Here is an 18,948-nt window from a genome sequence, read left to right on the forward strand (position 1 = left end):
GATTCGGGGCTATCCCAGTCTTAGCTATCACCTACGTGATGCTTTCGTGTCTGTTCGTGATTTTCGTGGTAGAAAAAAATATCTGAACCAGACCGACGTATCACTCACTCGATCCGTGTTAATCCGCGGATTTCTGCTGGTCGAGGATCTCTTTGATTTCGCCCATCATTTCTTTGGATCTGGTGTTGACGGTGTGCATGGCGCGATCGACTTTGGACTGGGCCAGTTCGGGTTTGGCGTCGATTTTCAACAGAGCGCGAGTGAACTGGTCAGCCGGGTCCGCGTCGATGTCGAACAGCCATTCAGACAGGCCGATGTCGCGGAACATCCAGCGTTTGAGTCCGTGACGCGGGCTGGCCAGATGCATCGTGGGAGTGCCCATCGCCAACGCGATGATGCAGGAGTGTGGTTCCATCGAAACGACGGCGATGGCCTGGGCGTAAGTGGAGGCGGCTTCGTCGACGTTCCAGAACGGATCGCGATTGACGACGTAGGGTTTGACGTCTTCAGGCAGTTTGTCGAGGATCATCTGCTGAGTGTGGACAATTTCTTTATCGACTTCGGGAGCCAGCAGAACTTTCTTGCCGGTCTTGCGGACCCAGTCGGTGATGACTTCGCGGAGTTTTTTCGTCCAGAGTTCGTTCTGGGCGAGGTCTTCTTTTGTCGGATTCGCAGGGTTCATCGACGTGCTCTTCTTGGCACCGATTTTGGGTGTGTTGCTGCGGAGCGTGACGGTAATGAATTCTTTGGGTTTCAGGTCGTGGGCTTTGAGCCAGGCACTGGCTTTGGCATCATCGCGGACATCAATGCCGAAACAGCCGTCAGGACCAAATGCGAGAGAAGGCGAGGTGACGCCGATTTTGCGGAGGTAGTAGAAGGATTCAACATCGCGGGTATAGATGGCAGCGGCGCGAGAGAGCAGCTCGCTCATTTTGGCTTCGTCTTCTGGTGCAAAACCATCGAATGACTGACCATAAAGGACGAGAGGTTTTTTAGTTACCGTACAAGCTTCGATGATGTAGTTTGGCGGTGGCCAGAACTGGTTGAAGTGCATTCCTGAGTTGTAAAGGAACAGGTCGGCTTGGTCGAATGCTTTCTGAAATTCAAGGTTGTTGGCTTTGCCGCGCGCGTTGAGTTTACCTTGTACGATCTCAACGTTCGGGAAACGCTGCTGGAGCATTGCGGTGATTTCGGGGGTAGTTTTATGCAGCCAGAGGATGACTTTGGCGTCGGGAAGATATTCTTCGAGGTAACGCAGTGTTCCCGGTGTATGGCCAATGTCTCCAATATTGATGGTCTGCCAGCCGGAACGCATCAGGATAGTTTTCTGTTTGGGTTCCGCAGCTTGTGAAAATGAGCAGGCAAATAGAGGCGTAATAGCAAGCAGCATGAGCAGGGAACGACGATTGAGCAGACGTGTGGTATTCACTGAAGAACTTCCTTGGGGTGATTCAATTTTTTCGTAACGATTGTTTGATTAACGTTTGATTCATCTTAGCTGTCAGTGGAGGCAGAGAAAAATCAAATTGAATTATTTAAGTTTGTTTTTTTGAGGTTCGGCGGTCGAGTTGCATCAAGGGAGAAATGATGTCTTGTGGAGGGGACGATTTATTGACTGTGAGGTGACTTCGAACCGGTTCTGACTACTGAATCATTGATGAGTGAGAGAGTCAAGAGTATGATCAATGAACAAAAATATGGTACCACTTTGAATACCAGCAGATGCAGGAGAATCCACTGTGAAGACACCGTCGAGCTTTTTAAAGCGGAGCGAAAATCTACTTTCGATGTGGCGTTTCTGCCCTTTGTTTGTATTGTCGGGAGATAATCCCCGCCAGTTTATGTCTGAGGCTTCGAATTTCGCCGAAGAAGCCAAACAGGCTTATGAAGACCTGCTCAAGAAAGGCAAAATTGTCTGGGGCAGTCTCGTTCAGGCCAATGTGGAAATCTTTGAACCAGGTAATCAGAATCTGCTGGCTTCCTATATCTACTCGCCGGAAAATTATTTCCTGGACAACCCACAACATTTGCTGGAAATTTCAAATCGTATTTTCAGGTTGAAAGGAAGAAAAACGGGTGACGAGCTGATGGATGCGGCTGCGAACCGGATAACCGATGAGCACAAAGATAGTTTTTCCTATCCGATTCCCTATCAATTGACGGACGGGCATCAGGTTTATCTGAGTTCGGTTTTACTCATGCGGAGTTGTCTGCCAGAAGGTCGTTTGACTTCACGGCTGATGCCGATGCTGGTTAATCCGCCTGACAATGGTTTCATACTCCCTTTACCACTCAGGTTCTGGTCGAACCCGTTAGAGCAATGTATGGCATTTGGTTTCCCACAAAAAGTGGAACAGGGGGTGTGGACGACGATCTGGCAGACAGAAAAAAGTCCGCCACACTTTCAGCCTTTAATCGGAGGAGAGCGAGCAGAGAAAGAGCCAGACTGGTTGCGTGATACTCTACCGATCAAAATCTCAGTGAAAGCTCACCAGTTATTGCGAGACTATCTGATTGATGCCAGACTTCTGGAAAATGGCGCCGTGCAGGTAGGTGAATACGCAGGTCAGTTCTTTTTGAAATTGATTCCTCGTCATGAAAATGAACTGGGTGGTTCATTGATGCTGGAAGATGTAATGTACTGTTTTTCCTCTGATCAGTTCTCGGAAAAGGACGGGATGAGTATCGACTATATCACTGGCCCGTTTCAGTGTGGACTTGATTTCAAAAAAGTTTCGGTTTGAGCAGCCGCCAGGCACCCGAGAACTGAAATGAGCGAGTTTTAAAACGGGAATGAAATTTACTTCAACAGAATTATGCTCAAGTGATGTCGTATTTTTTCAGCTTACTGTAGTAGGTGCTGCGAGGCATGCCTAGCAGGCGGGCTGCTTGAGCTTTGTTCCCATCACATTCGGCGAGAGCCAGCTTGAGTTGCTCAGGCTCAGAAAGTCGCTGGTCGACAGGATTCTGAGAGCCGGGGAACGTGATGACCTCGACATCGGATAACGGGATACGTCGAACAGGTTCAGAGCGAACCGATTTGGTTTCAAAGACGCGGGCCGGCAGACGTTTTTTCTGTTCCAGCAGATCTGCCGGCAGGTCTTTGAGCGTGATGACCTCCGATTCGGCGAGAACGACAGCGCGTTCGATGACATTTTCCAGCTGGCGGATGTTACCAGGCCAGGCAGCACGTTCGAGCGCTTCGATGGCGTCGGGATCGATATGAGAAATACGTTTGCCCAGGCGATTGGCAGTACGCTTGAGGAAGTAGAAGGCGAGTTCGAAGATGTCTTCCCGACGTTCACGCAGCGGAGGCAGCGTGATACTGATGACGTTGAGACGGTAGTACAAATCTTCGCGGAACAGACCTTCGGTAATTCGTTGTTCGAGATTCTGGTGGGTGGCGGTAATGAGCCGCACATCGACGTGCAGAGTTTCCGAACCTCCCACGCGTTCGAACGCCCGTTCCTGCAGAACCCGCAGCAGTTTCACTTGGGTATCGAGGGAGATATCCCCGATCTCATCGAGAAACAGGGTACCACCGTTGGCCAGTTCGAAGCGACCAACGCGGTCTTCGTGAGCACCGGTAAAAGCACCTTTGACGTGACCAAAGAGTTCACTTTCGAGCAGACTGGGCGAAAGGGCAGCGCAGTTGACGCGGACCAGTGGTTTTTCGTGACGGGAACTGTTTTCGTGGACAGCCTGGGCGAGGAGCTCTTTCCCGGTACCGCTTTCACCACGAATGAGCACCGTAGATTCGGAGTTTGCGACTTTACGGACGGTTTCCATTACCGAGCGGATCGCGGGGCTGTTCCCTTTGATGAGCCCACGCTGGACATCAATGGCAGGGGTAGATCGTTCGGCAATTTCCTGAGAGTTAGTGAGCTCTGACTGCAGTACAGAAACGAGCCTCCGCTGATCGTCGATCTTTTCGACTTTGATGCGCATCTCTTCATTCAGGCGGCGGAGGTCCTGATGGATTTTGGTACTATGCAGGGCGATACTGGTGATCTGTCCCATGGCATTCAGGAAGGTGAGGTCTTCTGCGGAGTAGGCACTGCCGGCCGTACGCTGTCCGAGTGCGACGAAGCCGGCAAATTCCCCGTCGAGTTCGAGGTTATAGATAAAGTCAAAGCCGAGCAGACGCAGCAGCTGTTGGGCCGGAGAGGCTTCTTTCAGGAGGCCTGTCGCGACGCGCTGGAATGCGAGTTCGCCTTCGAGGACTTCCAGCAGTTCCGGATTGCAGGGGACAGCCGAGGGCGCATTTTCAATATGAAAGCCGGTGAGCAGATCGAACTGAGTGCGCTCGGGATTGAGCAGGTAGATGGCGGCACTTTTGACCTGAAGTACTTCGCGACAGGAGGTCAGCATGCGGTCGGCGATGGAACGCTGGTCACCCAGGCGACCGACGGCCCGGTTCATTCGTTTGAGCGCTTTATCGAGCTGGTATTTCTGACGGAAGAAACGGCGGTCAATCAGACGCTGGATACGGTCGCGCGACCAGAGCAGCAGCGAAATGGCAAACAACATCACCAGAAAGACAGAAACTGCCTGATTGGCGCTGGGAACGCGGTTTAACTGGGTTCCCAGGAGTGAGCCAAGCGAAATCACAGTCGCATAGAGAATGGAGATTCCGGCACTGACGACGTAAAACAACATGCCACGACTGATGATCTGGTCGATGAGCATCAGTCGATAGCGAATAATTCCGACGACGAAAGCCGCCATGAAGGAGACACTGGCAAGGAACATGGGAATCCCGGCACCGCCGAGTGCGAACTGAGTGCGGTCGAATTCGGCCATATAAATTGAGTAACCAACGGGAATGGTCGAGATGAGCCCGGCCAGCGCAATCCACTTCAGCTGATTGCGTTCGTAAGGATTCTGACTTTTGAAATACCCATGAAATACAGCGGCGAGTGTCGCGAGATAATACAGGCCAGCAACAGTGATATAAGCATAAACGGCCCAGCGCAGGATATAGATGGCCTGAAACACAAGGGGCGAATATTCGAGACTGGCGAGGTCACGCGGATCTTCACCGATATGAGATGTGGCACGGAGGTAGGTGAGACAGGCCAGAATTAGCAGTGTAGTGGCGACCGGAATGGAATAAACAATTCGTAACAGTCCTACCGGATATTGAACGAGTGGCGGAATGGCCCGCGGGTAAGTGATGAAGAAGTGCAGTGTGATGGCTGGAATGAGAACTGCGGCGATCACAAATGGGATGTTCAGTATCAGAGAACCGGCAATGATCCACCAGTTATAGCCGCCAATAAAAGCAACCAGGGTAATAATACCCATGATAAAGAAGATACGTGTGGTCCGGTCAAAGGGGCGCATCCAGTAGGCGAATGCACCGATGGCGAGGATGATCAGTTCCAGCGAGAACCAGAGGAGTGAGATCGCCACATCTCCGGACGGGATGGACTGAATCTGGATCCAGGCGGACTTCATATTGAATGTAACCGAACTGGAGTCGCTCGTATCCCGGCTGAAATATTCGATCTTGATGAAGCGACCGCTGTTCTGAATTTCCACCATGGAAGGGACATCATGTTCGGTCGGGTCAGCTTTGGGTTGCAGTTGTCCGCCGGGAGGCAGATCCAAGTTGCGCAGTTTACTGAGAACTTGTGAGAAATCGAGAAACGTGCGAATGGGATATTCGCCGATCTTTGTGAGGACGTCACCGTTTTTGGGGGCAGAAAATGCACCGGCTGTTTTGATAGCGGGGGTCGCTTTGATTTCGATTCCTGCCACGCTGGGGCCATCCGTCTGAGGAATCGCTTCTACACTGTCCAGCATGGCACGAATACGGAGATCGGGGCTGGTGGTGACAAAGCCCAGTACGATCACTGAGTAGACTATGGCGAGGATTCCGCAGGTAAAGAGAATCGCACGTTCTCTGATCCCATTTTTTTTCATAATTGCAAGATCCCCCACCTCGCAAGGTGCATTTGAAATCAATCATTATTGATGCGTCGCACATCCGTTTAGCGCCGAAAATGTGGCGCCGATGAGGTGTCGACTTCAACAATAGACCATTTCGGCGCCGAAAATTCAAGGGTCAGTGTCGAAATCGTTGATAACGATGAGGGTACTAATGTATAAAAATGTGCGAAAAATGTCGAAAGTGCTTTAAAATGGGATGTATATGACGATCAGCGATTTGGGATAGAAAAATATTTCCCCTGAATATAAAAAATATTGGAGTTGGCATGCTGAATGCATATATCATCCTTCAGAGAGTTGAAAGAAATCAGGAAACGGAGTTACTGACTCTTTATTGAGTCCCTGATTTTCAATCAGCTTTCTGAACCCAGCCTGGCCCTTAAGAAGGAATCTGGTCTGGACGGAACATTATCCAGAAGGTCCCCCTGATTTGCGAGTTCTGACCCAGCACGCTCATCAGTTTCTGTGAAGTGAAATAAACTACGCTTTATCCGTCCACAATTCACCGCCTTCTTAAGGGCTTTCTTTATGCGCAGAGTTTGGTGACCTGTCGATTCTCTCTCAGTAGTGCATCCTTCTCAGAATGGTCACTTATCTAATCTGACCGTAATAGAGGTTGGTGTCGTATTTAAATGCGACTCTGCCTTCGACCTGATGCTGGTGAAAAATTTCCTGAAGACGATTCAGAATTTCCGAATATCCAGGCTGACCGACATTGGGTGCATACGAGGAGGAGAGTAGTCGCCCGGTGAGAGACTCCAGATCGAAGGATTGCTGACTGGGAAGGGACGCAGTTTGTACAGGATGCGGGTGAAAGAATTGGTCGAAGTCTTCGAGAGAGAGATTGGTGTGATTCACCTGAGTATAGTCGGTCGCGAAATCGAGGAGTAGTTGTTCGTATGCGACCAGAAAGGGAGAGGTATCGATCTGCCGTTCATTCCAGATGAGGACGACCCAGCCATCTGGTTTGATGATCCTTTGAAACTCCTGTCTGGTCTGTTCGTGGTCAAACCAGTGAAACGCCTGGCCGGCGATAATGAAGTCGAATGAGTCGGCGGGGAGATGTGTTTTTTCCGCTGTCGCGTTGATGCTGTGAAAGTGGGAATATTTTTGCAGGAGCTTTTCGGCAGCCTGTCGCATTTCCTGATTGGGTTCTACACCGTACACGGTATTGTGATGATCGAGAAACAGTCTGCTGGAGATTCCTGTTCCCGATCCAATGTCGGCGATCAGAGATTCGGAAGTCAAACCGCAACTGGTTTCCAGGAGATCCAGGACTTCAACCGGGTAGCCAGGGCGATATTTAATGTAGTTGTCCACGCGATCAGAGAAACGGGATGTCGAGTTTTTCATTGTAGGGTATCCTGATCTGGCAGATCATTCCTGAGCAGTAAAGAGCCACTGGCTACTTCAATTATCCATTGTATATAGTGACGCGTCTCTATTAGAGACTGGCAGCCCTGACTTTTTTGATTTCAGCTGGCTCTTTCTCAAAGGCCCAGTAGTTCCGACCGGCAAAATCTCTATGCAGGAGCCAGTTCCTTTCAGCGGCAGAATGGTCCTGTTTAATCAGGGCAAACAGGTCACTGAGTACGGCTCGGTTACTGCCGTAATAGGAATGACTCATGAAGCTGGTATCGACGGCTGAAACGTCAATCGTTTCGACGCCTTCCAGAATCAATGGTTCCCGGGAATCACCAGCGCGACGTTCCTGGTTGACCGCTTTGGATGCGACGAGAGCAACGTCTCCTGATCCTGAGTATAGAGTGACACGGTGGGCTTGAGCGATGATGGAGGGGGCCAGAGATCTAAACTCAGAGACGCCGACATCGGGAGCGGCCAGAATGATATTCTGGAATGGCTTCGTTTTTTCAAAGTGTTGAGGGAGTCGATTGAGAGCCCGCATCACAACACGATTACCCATGCTGTGTACCATGATGTTGATTTTTGTTCCCGGCGGAACAGAATTCACCAGGGTTTCCAGAAAATGAGCCATCGGTTCGACACTGGAACTGGCGACCTGACCGTCGAGCAGGTATTTCTCAACCCCTCCCTGCGAAGGCCAACTGTAGCAGACGACGGCCCCGTTGAAGGGGAGATCGTTGGCAATCTGTGCTGCCCGTGTGACTGCGCTGGGGAAGTTCACATTAAAACCATGGACGAAGACCAGTACATCTTTTTGAGGTGCCCGTTCCAGCAGTTGATTCAGGTCGGCAAAGAAAGGTTCCTCGTCGGAAGGAGTCAAAGTACTGATCTCCACCTGACCGGCTGGATCAGGAGATCCCTGCCAGATAGTCTGGATGACCTTTGATTTCAGATCGCTGTGATTTTTTCGGGAAATATGAACCTGGCTGGATCCGTAAGCTACTTCCGGGCCAAACTCATTCGCATAGCCGATTTCTCCGGACGGACTTTTTTGTTGAAGTCGATTTGTGGCGTAAAGAATTTTCCAATCGGTACCTTCTTCTGTTTGTTGTGCAGCGATTGGATCTTTTAGAGAATCTGCGTATGAATCTACCAGCTGCTGAGACAGGGCTCCGGTCACTTTTCCAGTATAGATCAGATCCATTTTGGATCTCATGGTCTGGCAGGAGAAACAGAGGCTTGCGCAAATTGAGAGTAGTACCCAGTGACGAATGGGGGTGGCATTCATTTCGGAGGTCTCCGAAGGGTCGAGTTCAGATTGGTTATGAAGTGTTTTAGTCAGGATTGACTGATACACCTGGAGAGACATGAGAGTAGATGTAATTGAGAGAGAGTCGGGGAAGATACTGTATTTTCAAAATCGGGTGAACCCCAAATAGAACAGGTGGGCGCATGAATATAGGGCTGCGGTGTGCTGCTTAAACAGAGTTTTGCTGATTTCCCAGGGCCAGGGCGAGATTGACGGCATTAAACAGTGAGTGTGTCACGACGATGGCGATATAGCTTCTGCGGTAATAAAAAAGGGTGCCCAGTACAATCGCCAGTGGGAACAGAGGGATACAGTCAGGAAATCCATGGACGATGCTGAAGACCAGAGAGCTGATCAGAATCGCTGCGAAGGGAGGCAGGAGCCTCTCCAGCCAGCCTTGAAAGAGGATTCGATAAATCAGTTCTTCAAAGAGGGGCGCCACGATAACCGCAGAAATAAAAATCCAGCTGATGGTGGAAAGGTACGGCTCGGCTTTTAAGAGTCGAAAAAATGGATGCAGGCTCTCTTCAGATCGGAATGGGTAAGTCAGTAATAAGAGAGCTATTACGGGCAGCAGAGCGAGCAGAAAACCGACCGCTCCATCACGCAGTTGCTGGCGGATTTCATTCAGGCGAAAACCCAGTTTCTGAATTACATCGAAGTGCGCCAACACCAGCATGAGCACCAGAATCGCTCCAAAACAGAATGTGATCAGAGACGATTGCATGATTTGCACTACAGTGACAGGGTTTGCAGGGGCTAAGGTCTGGTGCCATTCTGACCATTCCCGCTCAACCGAACTGGCGAACTGCATCGCAATCCAGATCATCGCCAGTAGAACGGGGAAAGAAAAATCCAGTTGGTATCGATCGGGATAGAGCGGGAACACGGACGATAGCCGTCTGGTTGCGATGAACTGCAACCAGTAGCGAATGCTCAGTAGAGTCAGAAGCAGCAGTAACAGATGCAATGCTGAAGGGACCAATCAATGGCCTCCTGAAGAAGGGAGTATAGAAAACAGCATGAATGTGCCATGGTCGTCATCCGAAACCAGAAATACAAGCGAATTGCGACAGGTTTTGCTGACTCTGTGGTACTTCGTGTCGTGGGAAGTTATGCTACGTGGAAGCAGCTTTACGTTTTTTATCCCAGATTCAGGTGTATGCGAGAAGTCGTGAGTAATATTCTTGAAGAAATTGTGGCCAGTAAACTGATAGAAGTCAGTCAGGCGAAATCGAACGTTCCCGTTGAACAACTGGCAGAGGGATTAGCGGATGCTGCACCTGTCCGGGACTTTGTGGCCTCAATGCAGTCGCATGGCCCGGTAGCGATGATTGCAGAAGTCAAAAAAGCATCTCCTTCTGCTGGTGTGATCCGGGAAGATTTTCATCCTGTGGAGATTGCCAGGATCTATGAGTCTGCGGGAGCCGCGTGTCTGAGTGTGCTGACAGACGAACAATATTTCCAGGGGCATCTGGATTTCCTGAAGGCAGTTCGCCAGAACGTGGCGATTCCGGTTTTGAGAAAAGATTTCATTATTGATCGCTATCAGATTTTAGAAGCAAGAGTCGCAGGTGCAGACTGCGTCCTGTTGATTGCTGAATGTCTGGACGATAGGCAGCTGGAAGATCTCTATGGTTATGCGCTGGAGCTGGGGATGTCGGCTCTGGTCGAAATCTATGAGCCGGACAATCTGGAACGTGTATTGAAGCTGTCACCTCCATTGTTGGGAATTAATAATCGAAATTTGAAAACGTTTGTGACCAGCCTGGAGCATTCCATTCAACTGGGAGAGAAAGTACCCGCCGACTGCCTGCTGATCAGCGAGAGTGGCATCCGAAATCGAAGCGATGTGTTGAAGCTTCAGGAATCAGGCGTCCGTGGCATCCTGGTTGGCGAGACTCTGATGCGTTCAACGGACATTGGAGAAAAAGCACGTGAACTGCTGGGACACTCGTCTCAGCCGACTCAGTAATCAATATAATCTATCAACCTGTCAACAGAGCAGAGAAGGATCAGCGATGTCAGATACGGAGCAGCAAGTGGAACATGTTATGGTTGTGCCTACACTTCTTTTTCACGAAGTAGGCTACTTTCAGGGATTCAACGATCAGGTGGGACCTTACCTGAAAACGCTGTTCGATCCGAACTACATCAGTTTCCGGCCACGTGACACGGTTGAAGAAGATCCCAGCTTCAAACAGTTGATCCCCTATTGTATTTTCCGCCATGATGGGAAAATCTTCTATTACACACGAGGCTCCAAAGGGGGAGAGCAGCGATTGCACAGTAAACGCTCCATCGGGATTGGCGGACATATTTCCCTGGAAGATGACGCGAAGGAAGGATCAACATACCGCGAGGGGATGCAGCGCGAAATTCAGGAAGAAGTCGCGATGGATACGAACTATACAGAAACCTGTGTCGGGCTGATTAATGACGACGAAACCGAGGTTGGGAAGGTCCACTTGGGAATAGTTCACATATTTGACCTGGAGTTGCCCAAAGTTCTACCCCGTGAAGAGTCGATTATAGAGACAGGGTTTGACTCACCGGAAAAACTGTTACAAGAGTTAGATCAGTTCGAAACCTGGTCTCAGATCTGTCTGAACGGGCTATTTGAACTATCTTAACTCAAGTCGGCAGAAACTGCCGGTAGAAACGGCGAGTCAGACAATCCGACATACAGATTCATGAACGGGCTGGTTGCGGGACTGCATACCAGCCTGTCTGCTCAATCAGGGAATGAGGGCAGAAAAAAATCGACAAATGTCAACATATGAGAAACAAAGTGACAAAGGAGTGTCTTCAAAATGAAAATCACGTTTCGCGGATGGATTGTTGTAGGTTGTCTGTTGGCTGTTTTGTCAGCGATGGCTTTTCTGGGTGCTGGCGTTAATGCACAGCAGCCTGCTACCACAAAACCGGCAGTGACAACCAATCCGGAGCTGCCAGGTCAACTCTCAGAAGAGCAGTTGGGAAACCTGTTGAAAGCAATGGGTTTAAATGCAACCAAAACTAAAAAGCGGTACGACTTTCAGTTCAAGGCTAACCAGAACAAAGAAGAATGGGAACTTTCCATGTCTGCCGTTCTGAGTGAGAACGGCGAATGGGTATGGGTCATGGCGTGGCTGGATCCCCTGCCTCGTAGTGCCGCCGATGTTCCACGTACTGCGATGTTACGTCTTTTGTCAGACAATGACCGTATGGGTAATGGAAAGTTTTTCGCTTACATTTCCAGCAACCGCCGGTTCGTGTTACAGCGTGTGATTCCTAACCAGCGAATCACTACTAAAAAGTTTCATGAGATCCTGAGTGATCTGGGCAGCAGTGTTGTGCAGTACTATCCTCACTGGTCGACAGATAACTGGAAACGTTCTTCAACTCCAGAGCCTCAGGACACCGCACAGCAGACACCGGCTCGTCCGACACAGACTGCTTCAGGAGTTTCTAATTTCAGTTCTCGCACAAAGAACTGAACGACAGGCAGATTTAACAGCAATCCTTTTAAGTTTCAAAGATCAGGCAGCCAGACTCTGGCACTTCGAACTGAGAAACACAGAGAAGGTACGGTTAAATTTGTAAGTCAATTGAAGAGAAAGCAGAATCCATTTTGAAGATGGAATCAGTCCTTGTTGCCTGAATGGTGGCAAGGACTGATTCACGTTCGGGTTCGCGATTTCGCGATGTTGAAGCTGTTGTCAGCTTGCTGGAAATGAGTTCAACCTGCTAAACTCTCATTTCAGTTGAGCCCCTGAACAGTGAAAGATTCAGTCTATGCGTATGATTCGCTTTGAGCAATTCGGAGAACCGGCAGAAGTTCTCAAGGTCTGTGAGACTGAAGAGCCCGTTGCCAAAGCAGGTGAGGTTCTGGTTCGCATGCTGGCCAGCCCTGTTAATCCGTCTGATCTGCTGAATATTCGCGGGGGCTATTCCTCACGTCCCTCTCTGCCAGCCACTCCGGGTTTTGAAGGTGTAGGAGTGGTTGAAGCCAGCGGGGGTGGATTACGAGGCGCTCTGTTTAAAGGCAAGCGGGTTGTTGTTCTGAATCGTCGAACTGGTAACTGGGCAGAAAAAGTAGTTGTCCCCAGTGAGTATGTCATACCGGTTTCGTCACGTCTCACCCTGGAAGAGGCGGCAACATTTTTTGTGAACCCGGCAACCGCCTATGTGCTGGTCAAATCGCTATTAGATGTTCCGCGGGGAGAATGGCTGCTGCAGACGGCAGCCGCTTCTGCTGTGGGAAAAATGGTCGTGCGTCTGGGGAATCATTATGGATTTCAGACGTTGAATATTGTCAGACGCCATGATCAGGCAGAGCAGTTGAAAAAAGCTGGTGCTAACCATGTGGTTGTATTCAATTCAGAACACGACAATGAACGGATATTAGTCGATCAGATCAGAAAACATCTGGGTAGTGAAACCGTGAAATATGCCATCGATGCGGTGGGAGGTAAGACCGCTTCAACGATCGTCAGGATCCTGGGTGAGCGTGCCCGGATGATTGTATATGGATCACTGGATCGAACCCCTCTCGACTTCATGTCACGTGATCTGATTCGCAACGGTGCCACGCTTGAAGGGTTCTGGTTGGCCCGTTACATGGAATCACTGTCACTACCTGCCAAGCTGAGACTCGTTTCTAAGTTAACCGGCTTCATTCGCAATGGTGTGCTGGCAACTGAAATTGGCAAAGTATTTCCCCTGGATCAGGTGATAGAAGCGGTGACCGAAGCGGAACGCACTGGAAAATCCGGAAAGGTTCTCATTCAGATATCCTGAACTGGGCTATGATTCAGAAATGAGTCTAGTCTTGTCCGAATCATGATGCCTGAAACGAAATATCGCATGGCGAATGATCTTTTTTTTCTGGCAATCTGTTTTGAACTGGTACTCTGCCTGAACTCCCTGCTTTTGATCAGGGGAATGGATAGAGAGACGCGGCAGGCTGCATTCCTGCAACAGCTCAAGTCCACTCTGCCATTAACAGTGATACTGCTGACAGGAGTGGTGTTGCTGTCGACTGCCGCCGACTCAACAGATTTGGGCAGAATTCAAAAAAATCTACAAGCGACAGGGGTGAGTGCGGCGTCGTTATTAAATGATTATTCTGCGATGCTGGGATTGATCTTGATTATCTCGGGAGCAGTTTTCCGGGTGGGACTGCTGCCAATTCATTTTCAGAACCGACTGTTGTTGAGGGCAACGTCGCATTTACTGTCAATCATAACAGTCCTGCTGCCGATTGCTGTCGGCTTGTGTTTTCTCGTGCTGGTTGTCAGCCAGATTATGGTCGCTAATCTGTCATCTGTAGAGCAACTGTTGTTTTTTCTTTCCCTGATCATTCTTGCAAGTTCGGCGGGGCTGCTGCTGATTGAGAAAGAGTGGAAAGGGATCCTGCATCTGCTTGCCATTCAAAGTACCGGCGTTTTTCTGGCGTTGTTTTCTGCTGTCTGCTGGAAGTGGAGGCATGAATCATTAGACGCTGAAACAGTATCCATCAAGCAGGCGATGCAGTCATACCTGCCTGAACTGTGTTTCATCTGGCTGGCGATTATTGGACTGGCCTGTTTTCTGGATAGTGTCGGGCGACGTCAGTCACCAATAGTTTTTCCGGACCAGCTCCAGGGATTTTTCCTTGACCAGCGACTGTCGGGCAGCGCTGTTGTCATATTACTCGCATTGTTGATGGGGGTTCCCGGGTCAGCTGTCTTTCAACTGAACTGGCAGACGGTATTGAGCCTGTTTGAAATTCATCAAGAGGCATCAAAGGGGACGATGGCGATTGTACACGCAGGTTATCTGGGACTCTGTCTCTTACTGATCGTCTCTTCTACGATTGTTGCATTGACCTGTGCAAAACTGATTCTTCAGATCGGTTTCGCAAAACCACTCTCACGCCACCGGCAGAAGCCTCGTCGGGGACTGGTGCTCTTCTGCTATGGATGTGTGATAGGTGCTTTACTCTTCAGTCTGCAAGGCATCGTGAGATATTGATACTCAGAGACTGTGAGTAGGAATTTAAGAGACCTTTTTATCATCCGGATAGATTTTGTGGATGAAGATATTGCCACAGCATGGGCATTCAATAGAACATCCCAGTCGACGGGATTGAAATTCCATTGAAGTTTTTTGACCTGTCTTGTAGATGCCAAATTGAGGTTTAATTTTAAAATCACATGAGGGGCAGAAGACTTCCATTTCATTTTGCAGCATAGTGGCGATTTCCTTATAAGGGGAACAATGACTATGCCACACTCTATTGGGATTTTATTTTGGAGTCAAAATGAGTTTGAGCACCTGAACCTGGAGAAATTTTATTTCGGTGAAAATCCTCCTGTTAATTAAGTTTTGTTTTTACACAGCGGTACACTGCAATTGGTTCGAGAACGAGGTTCTCTAAAAACAGCGGGGCGGCAGTTCCATGCAGGCAACCCCGTCCATCTCCATCTCTGTCCCTGAACGGGCTAGACGAAACTGCCGCCACCTGTATCTCAATTAAACAATTATCAATCGTCCAGGCAACTCATTAGCAAATCTTAGTACAGGGGTATGACAGCTGTCTGGCATACCCTGTCGGATTAGTGGAAAATAAATCAAGAATCAGGAAAGGTCAGTACAAATTCATAATGAGAATTCGTTGATATAATTCCTGTTTCAGTTTCAGGTTATCTCGCTTTGTGACAGTCTTGAAAAGGCTCGATAGCTGGAATGATTCATCAGGCCAGTGTAAGCTGAATAACAGTTCAAAATTGTCAATTTTCCCGTTCATTATATTGCAGGTGTCCTGTGAGAGTAGTCACATTTGGTGAAGTTATGTTAAGGCTGGCCCCACAAAACCATTTGAGAATCAGCCAGTCAATTCCCGGCATACTTGAGTCCACATTTGGGGGAGGTGAACTGAATGTTGCCGTTTCCATTGCCTTGCAGGGAGGCGCTTCTGCATTTGTAACGGCTTCGCCGGACAACGCCATTACCGATTCTCTCGTACAGGAAGTGAATAAAACAGGCGTTGATTCCAGTCTGATCCAGCGCAGTTCAAAAGGTCGGTTTGGTATCTATTTTGTGGAGACGGGCGCAAACCAGCGCGGAGGGACGGTAACGTATGATCGTGAATTCAGTTCGATTGCGTTAGCAACTCCAGAAGAATTTGACTGGAATCTGGTGTTTGAAGAGGCTACCTGGTTTCATATTACAGGAATCACGCCCGCGATCAGTGAATCAGGGGCAACACTTGCTCTGAGAGCTGTGCAGGAGGCAAAGAACAGAAGCGTGCCGGTTTCCTGCGATTTGAACTTTCGGAAAAAACTCTGGAACTGGAAAAGTGGAACGAAACCAGTTGAGCTGGCAAAAGAAACCATGCGATCTCTGGTTCCCTATGTGGATGTCGTGATTGCCAATGAAGAAGACGCGGATCTGTCGTTAGGGATTCGATCGCCTGAATCGAATGTAGACGCGGGCGAATTAAATATTCAAGGCTATATTGCGGTGGCCGAACAGATCACACAGCAGTTTCCCAATGTAAAACAGGTGGCGATTACATTACGCGAAAGTATTTCTGCAAGCCACAACAACTGGGGAGCCATGCTGTATACTCAGGATCAGCAGAAGGCTGTATTTGCGCCGTGTGACAGTAACGGCAACTATTCCAGTTACCAGATTCACAATATTGTCGACCGGGTTGGCGCGGGAGATTCTTTTGCCGGCGCGTTGATCTTTGCCTTAAATACATCAGAGCTGGCTGCTCCTGAAACGGCAATACGTTACGCTGTCGCTGCCAGCTGCCTGAAACACAGTATCCAGGGTGATTTTAATTATTCTACCCGTAAAGAGATAGAAGCATTGATGAACGGTGCTGGTTCAGGTCGCGTGCAGCGTTAGACAATTTTTCACTTTCGGATTCGTGCGTGGAAGTGAACTTAGTATATAATATCAGCATAGAGGCAATCGATAATCGGGTTGCGCAGAGGTGATCAGCTTGAGTATCAGACATGTGCTATCACCTCGAGTGAACTTTATGATGAGTGACTGAGATCCGGGAAAGGGTTGAGCAGGCATGCAACGAGGATCAGGACGCCGTACCCGGCTTGAGACCCGTTTAAATGCCCTCAGTACGCCCGTATTTGCTCTCGATGCTTCAAGGACCGTACTGTTTTTCAATCAGGGGTGTGAGCAACTGCTGGAATGGCCTGCAGAGGAAATTCTGGGGCAGACCTGTGACTATGCAATTGATACCGATTCGGAAGAATCTGAATCAGTTTGTAATTTATTATGCCCTCCCGCTGAAGTCTTTCAGGGAACTCGCATGGAGGTACCCCGCTTCCTGCTCTCACGCAGCGGAAAATCGATTCCCTGTCTCATTCGATACAGTCCTCTGGCAGATGAGCAACGAAAGACCAAACTGGTTCTGGGGTTTATTGAACAAATTCAGGGCCCTCAGGCACTTCCTTCCGCTTCTGCTTCACAGCAACTTCATGTAGAACTGGCTGCTTTGAGACTGTCTCTGCGCAATCGGTTTCGTTTTTCGACACTCGTGGCACGTAGTCCCGGCATGCAGCGCGTTTTGAGACAGTTGGAGCTGGCGATTCAGACGACTCAGCCGGTTCATTTCCAGGGGGAAACAGGCACGGGAAAAGAACATCTGGCACGTGCGATTCATTTTGAAAGTGAGCAGAGAAGAAAGATTTTTATTCCACTCAATTGTGAAAAGCTGCCTCCCCGGGAACTGAAGCAGACGGTAAAAAAAATCTTTGAACGGGATTATGATGAATCGATGCCGCTGGAACCGGGAGTTTTATTCCTGAATGAAATTCAAAGTCTGCCTCGAGACATTCAGGAAATTGTTCTCGAAAACCTGCAGGGTAAAGCACCCAAAGTACATGTCAGACTAATGACTGCCAGTCCCCAACCGTTGCAGGATCTGCTGGATCAGGAGGTCCTGCTCTCTGAATTTTTCTATTTCATTACCACGATGGAAATTCAATTGCCGGCGCTACGGAAAAGAAGGGAAGACCTCGAGTTGTTAGCGCAGCATTTTCTGGAGAATGAAAACCGGTATCAGCAGAAACAGGTAAGTGGGTTTGCACCTGGCGTGTTATCCCTGTTTCAGGACTACTACTGGCCTGCCAATCTGGATGAACTGATCCGGGTCATTCAGGCGGCATTTGAAGCAACAAGCGAGCCAGTTATCACGCGTGAATCGCTTCCCCTGCAATTCAAGACCGGTGTCGATGCCCGTTCGCTGGGGCCTTCCGTGCCGGCTCCGTTACGAACGCTTGATGACTCAATTACGCTGGTTGAAAAAGAACAGATCCTGCTCGCTTTGGAACGCTGCAGAAACAACCGGACAGAAGCTGCACGAATGCTGGGGCTAACTCGTGCCAAATTATACCGGCGAATGGAAGCTCTCAATATCAGCGTTGATGAGTTCTAATAACTTTCAGTACATGTGAAAATAGGTGCTTTGCGGTGTCTGGTGACTGGTTTTTAGCTGAAAATTGCTCCAAATCGGCAATTTGAGAATTGGGATTTGCGCAGATGCCAACATGAGTACAATTCTGCATTCTAACTTGAGTTATCTGATCATGTTTCCTGCAGGAGTAGTCGGTTGAAAATTAAGAGTCGAGCTTTACTGGGCGTTCTGAATTCCCTGATCGTTTTTGTGATCCGAATGATTTTCAAGACAACACGCCTGAAGTTTGTGGGCGACAGTCTTGAGCGGTGTCCCTTTGCAGACACGGGTTCGGAACGATATTTGTATAGTGTCTGGCATGATTCGGTGATCCCCCCGCTCTTCTGTAATGTGGAACATAACAGTGTGGCACTGATCAGCCAGCATCGGGATGCAGACACAATCGAGGCGATGCTGAAGGCCGCCCGTATGGGAGCAATTCGTGGTTCCACGACGCGTGGTGGTGCCAGTGCCATGAAAAAATTAATGACATCTGCAGAAGGCAAACATGTAGTGATCACCCCGGATGGACCACGGGGACCGCATCATCAGATGAAACCGGGCATTGTGTTTCTGGCATCCCATTCGGGGCGAAGTATTATCCCCAATGCCTTCGCTGCTTCGAGTTGCTGGAAATTTCAGGGCAGCTGGACCAGTATCTGGATCCCCAAACCCTTTGCGACCGTTTATTATTCTGTCGGAAATCCCATCCATATCCCGGAGGATATTTCACGGGAAGAGATGCGAGAGTACACTGATCTGGTACAGCAAAAAATGGAAGAGCTGGAACAGGAACTGGAGCAGCTCCTTACAGGTCCTGTGCAGGAACAGGCAACAGTGACGCTTCGTAAAGCTGCCTGAAATCAGT

Annotated in this window: 14 protein-coding genes; 9 read left to right on the top strand and 5 right to left on the bottom strand. The window is 49.2% G+C overall.

Annotation, left to right across the window (positions count from 1 at the left end):
• Positions 1-118 precede the first annotated feature (118 nt).
• The gene (locus ACN0YN_RS20280) at positions 119-1,429 is read right to left on the bottom strand and encodes a polysaccharide pyruvyl transferase family protein (RefSeq protein ID WP_417386835.1); all 1,311 of its coding nucleotides are present in this window, start codon (positions 1,427-1,429) and stop codon (positions 119-121) included.
• 310 nt (positions 1,430-1,739) lie between these two features.
• Between ACN0YN_RS20280 and ACN0YN_RS20285 the strand changes: the two genes are divergently transcribed.
• Positions 1,740-2,744: a hypothetical protein gene (locus ACN0YN_RS20285; protein ID WP_417386836.1), complete on the top strand. Its 1,005-nt coding sequence runs from the start codon at positions 1,740-1,742 to the stop codon at positions 2,742-2,744.
• Positions 2,745-2,820: 76 nt separating this feature from the next.
• On the opposite strand, the gene ACN0YN_RS20290 is transcribed toward ACN0YN_RS20285, so the two are convergent.
• The 4 genes from ACN0YN_RS20290 to ACN0YN_RS20305 all read right to left on the bottom strand — a co-directional run bounded on the left by ACN0YN_RS20290 (position 2,821) and on the right by ACN0YN_RS20305 (position 9,614).
• Entirely contained in the window at positions 2,821-5,928 is a 3,108-nt protein-coding gene (locus ACN0YN_RS20290; protein ID WP_417386837.1) for a sigma 54-interacting transcriptional regulator, read from the bottom strand.
• Positions 5,929-6,546: 618 nt separating this feature from the next.
• On the bottom strand, positions 6,547-7,308 hold the full coding sequence (locus ACN0YN_RS20295) for a class I SAM-dependent methyltransferase (RefSeq protein ID WP_417386838.1): 762 nt from the start codon (positions 7,306-7,308) through the stop codon (positions 6,547-6,549).
• Between the two features lie 91 nt (positions 7,309-7,399).
• The gene (locus tag ACN0YN_RS20300; RefSeq protein ID WP_417386839.1) at positions 7,400-8,524 is read right to left on the bottom strand and encodes an alpha/beta hydrolase; all 1,125 of its coding nucleotides are present in this window, start codon (positions 8,522-8,524) and stop codon (positions 7,400-7,402) included.
• Between the two features lie 274 nt (positions 8,525-8,798).
• Positions 8,799-9,614: a CPBP family intramembrane glutamic endopeptidase gene (locus ACN0YN_RS20305; RefSeq protein WP_417386840.1), complete on the bottom strand. Its 816-nt coding sequence runs from the start codon at positions 9,612-9,614 to the stop codon at positions 8,799-8,801.
• 189 nt (positions 9,615-9,803) lie between these two features.
• Here ACN0YN_RS20305 and trpC point away from each other — a divergent pair, with 189 nt between their 5' ends.
• The 8 genes from trpC (at position 9,804) to ACN0YN_RS20345 (ending at position 18,941) form a co-directional block, all read left to right on the top strand.
• Positions 9,804-10,604, top strand: a complete 801-nt coding sequence (gene trpC / locus ACN0YN_RS20310) for an indole-3-glycerol phosphate synthase TrpC (protein WP_417386841.1) — start codon at positions 9,804-9,806, stop codon at positions 10,602-10,604.
• Between the two features lie 46 nt (positions 10,605-10,650).
• Positions 10,651-11,262, top strand: a complete 612-nt coding sequence (locus tag ACN0YN_RS20315; RefSeq protein WP_417386842.1) for a phosphoesterase — start codon at positions 10,651-10,653, stop codon at positions 11,260-11,262.
• A 180-nt stretch (positions 11,263-11,442) separates the two neighbouring features.
• The gene (locus ACN0YN_RS20320; RefSeq protein ID WP_417386843.1) at positions 11,443-12,108 is read left to right on the top strand and encodes a hypothetical protein; all 666 of its coding nucleotides are present in this window, start codon (positions 11,443-11,445) and stop codon (positions 12,106-12,108) included.
• Between the two features lie 298 nt (positions 12,109-12,406).
• Complete coding sequence (locus ACN0YN_RS20325; RefSeq protein ID WP_417386844.1) at positions 12,407-13,411, top strand: zinc-dependent alcohol dehydrogenase family protein; 1,005 nt, start codon at positions 12,407-12,409, stop codon at positions 13,409-13,411.
• A 66-nt stretch (positions 13,412-13,477) separates the two neighbouring features.
• Positions 13,478-14,626, top strand: a complete 1,149-nt coding sequence (locus tag ACN0YN_RS20330; protein ID WP_417386845.1) for a hypothetical protein — start codon at positions 13,478-13,480, stop codon at positions 14,624-14,626.
• A 792-nt stretch (positions 14,627-15,418) separates the two neighbouring features.
• Complete coding sequence (locus ACN0YN_RS20335; protein ID WP_417386846.1) at positions 15,419-16,510, top strand: PfkB family carbohydrate kinase; 1,092 nt, start codon at positions 15,419-15,421, stop codon at positions 16,508-16,510.
• Positions 16,511-16,685: 175 nt separating this feature from the next.
• On the top strand, positions 16,686-18,062 hold the full coding sequence (locus tag ACN0YN_RS20340; protein WP_417386847.1) for a sigma 54-interacting transcriptional regulator: 1,377 nt from the start codon (positions 16,686-16,688) through the stop codon (positions 18,060-18,062).
• A 174-nt stretch (positions 18,063-18,236) separates the two neighbouring features.
• Complete coding sequence (locus ACN0YN_RS20345) at positions 18,237-18,941, top strand: lysophospholipid acyltransferase family protein (RefSeq protein ID WP_417386848.1); 705 nt, start codon at positions 18,237-18,239, stop codon at positions 18,939-18,941.
• The last annotated feature ends 7 nt before the right edge of the window (positions 18,942-18,948 follow it).

The sequence above is a fragment of the Gimesia sp. genome, from assembly GCF_048260065.1.
In the GTDB taxonomy this organism is placed as follows: Bacteria; Planctomycetota; Planctomycetia; order Planctomycetales; family Planctomycetaceae; genus Gimesia.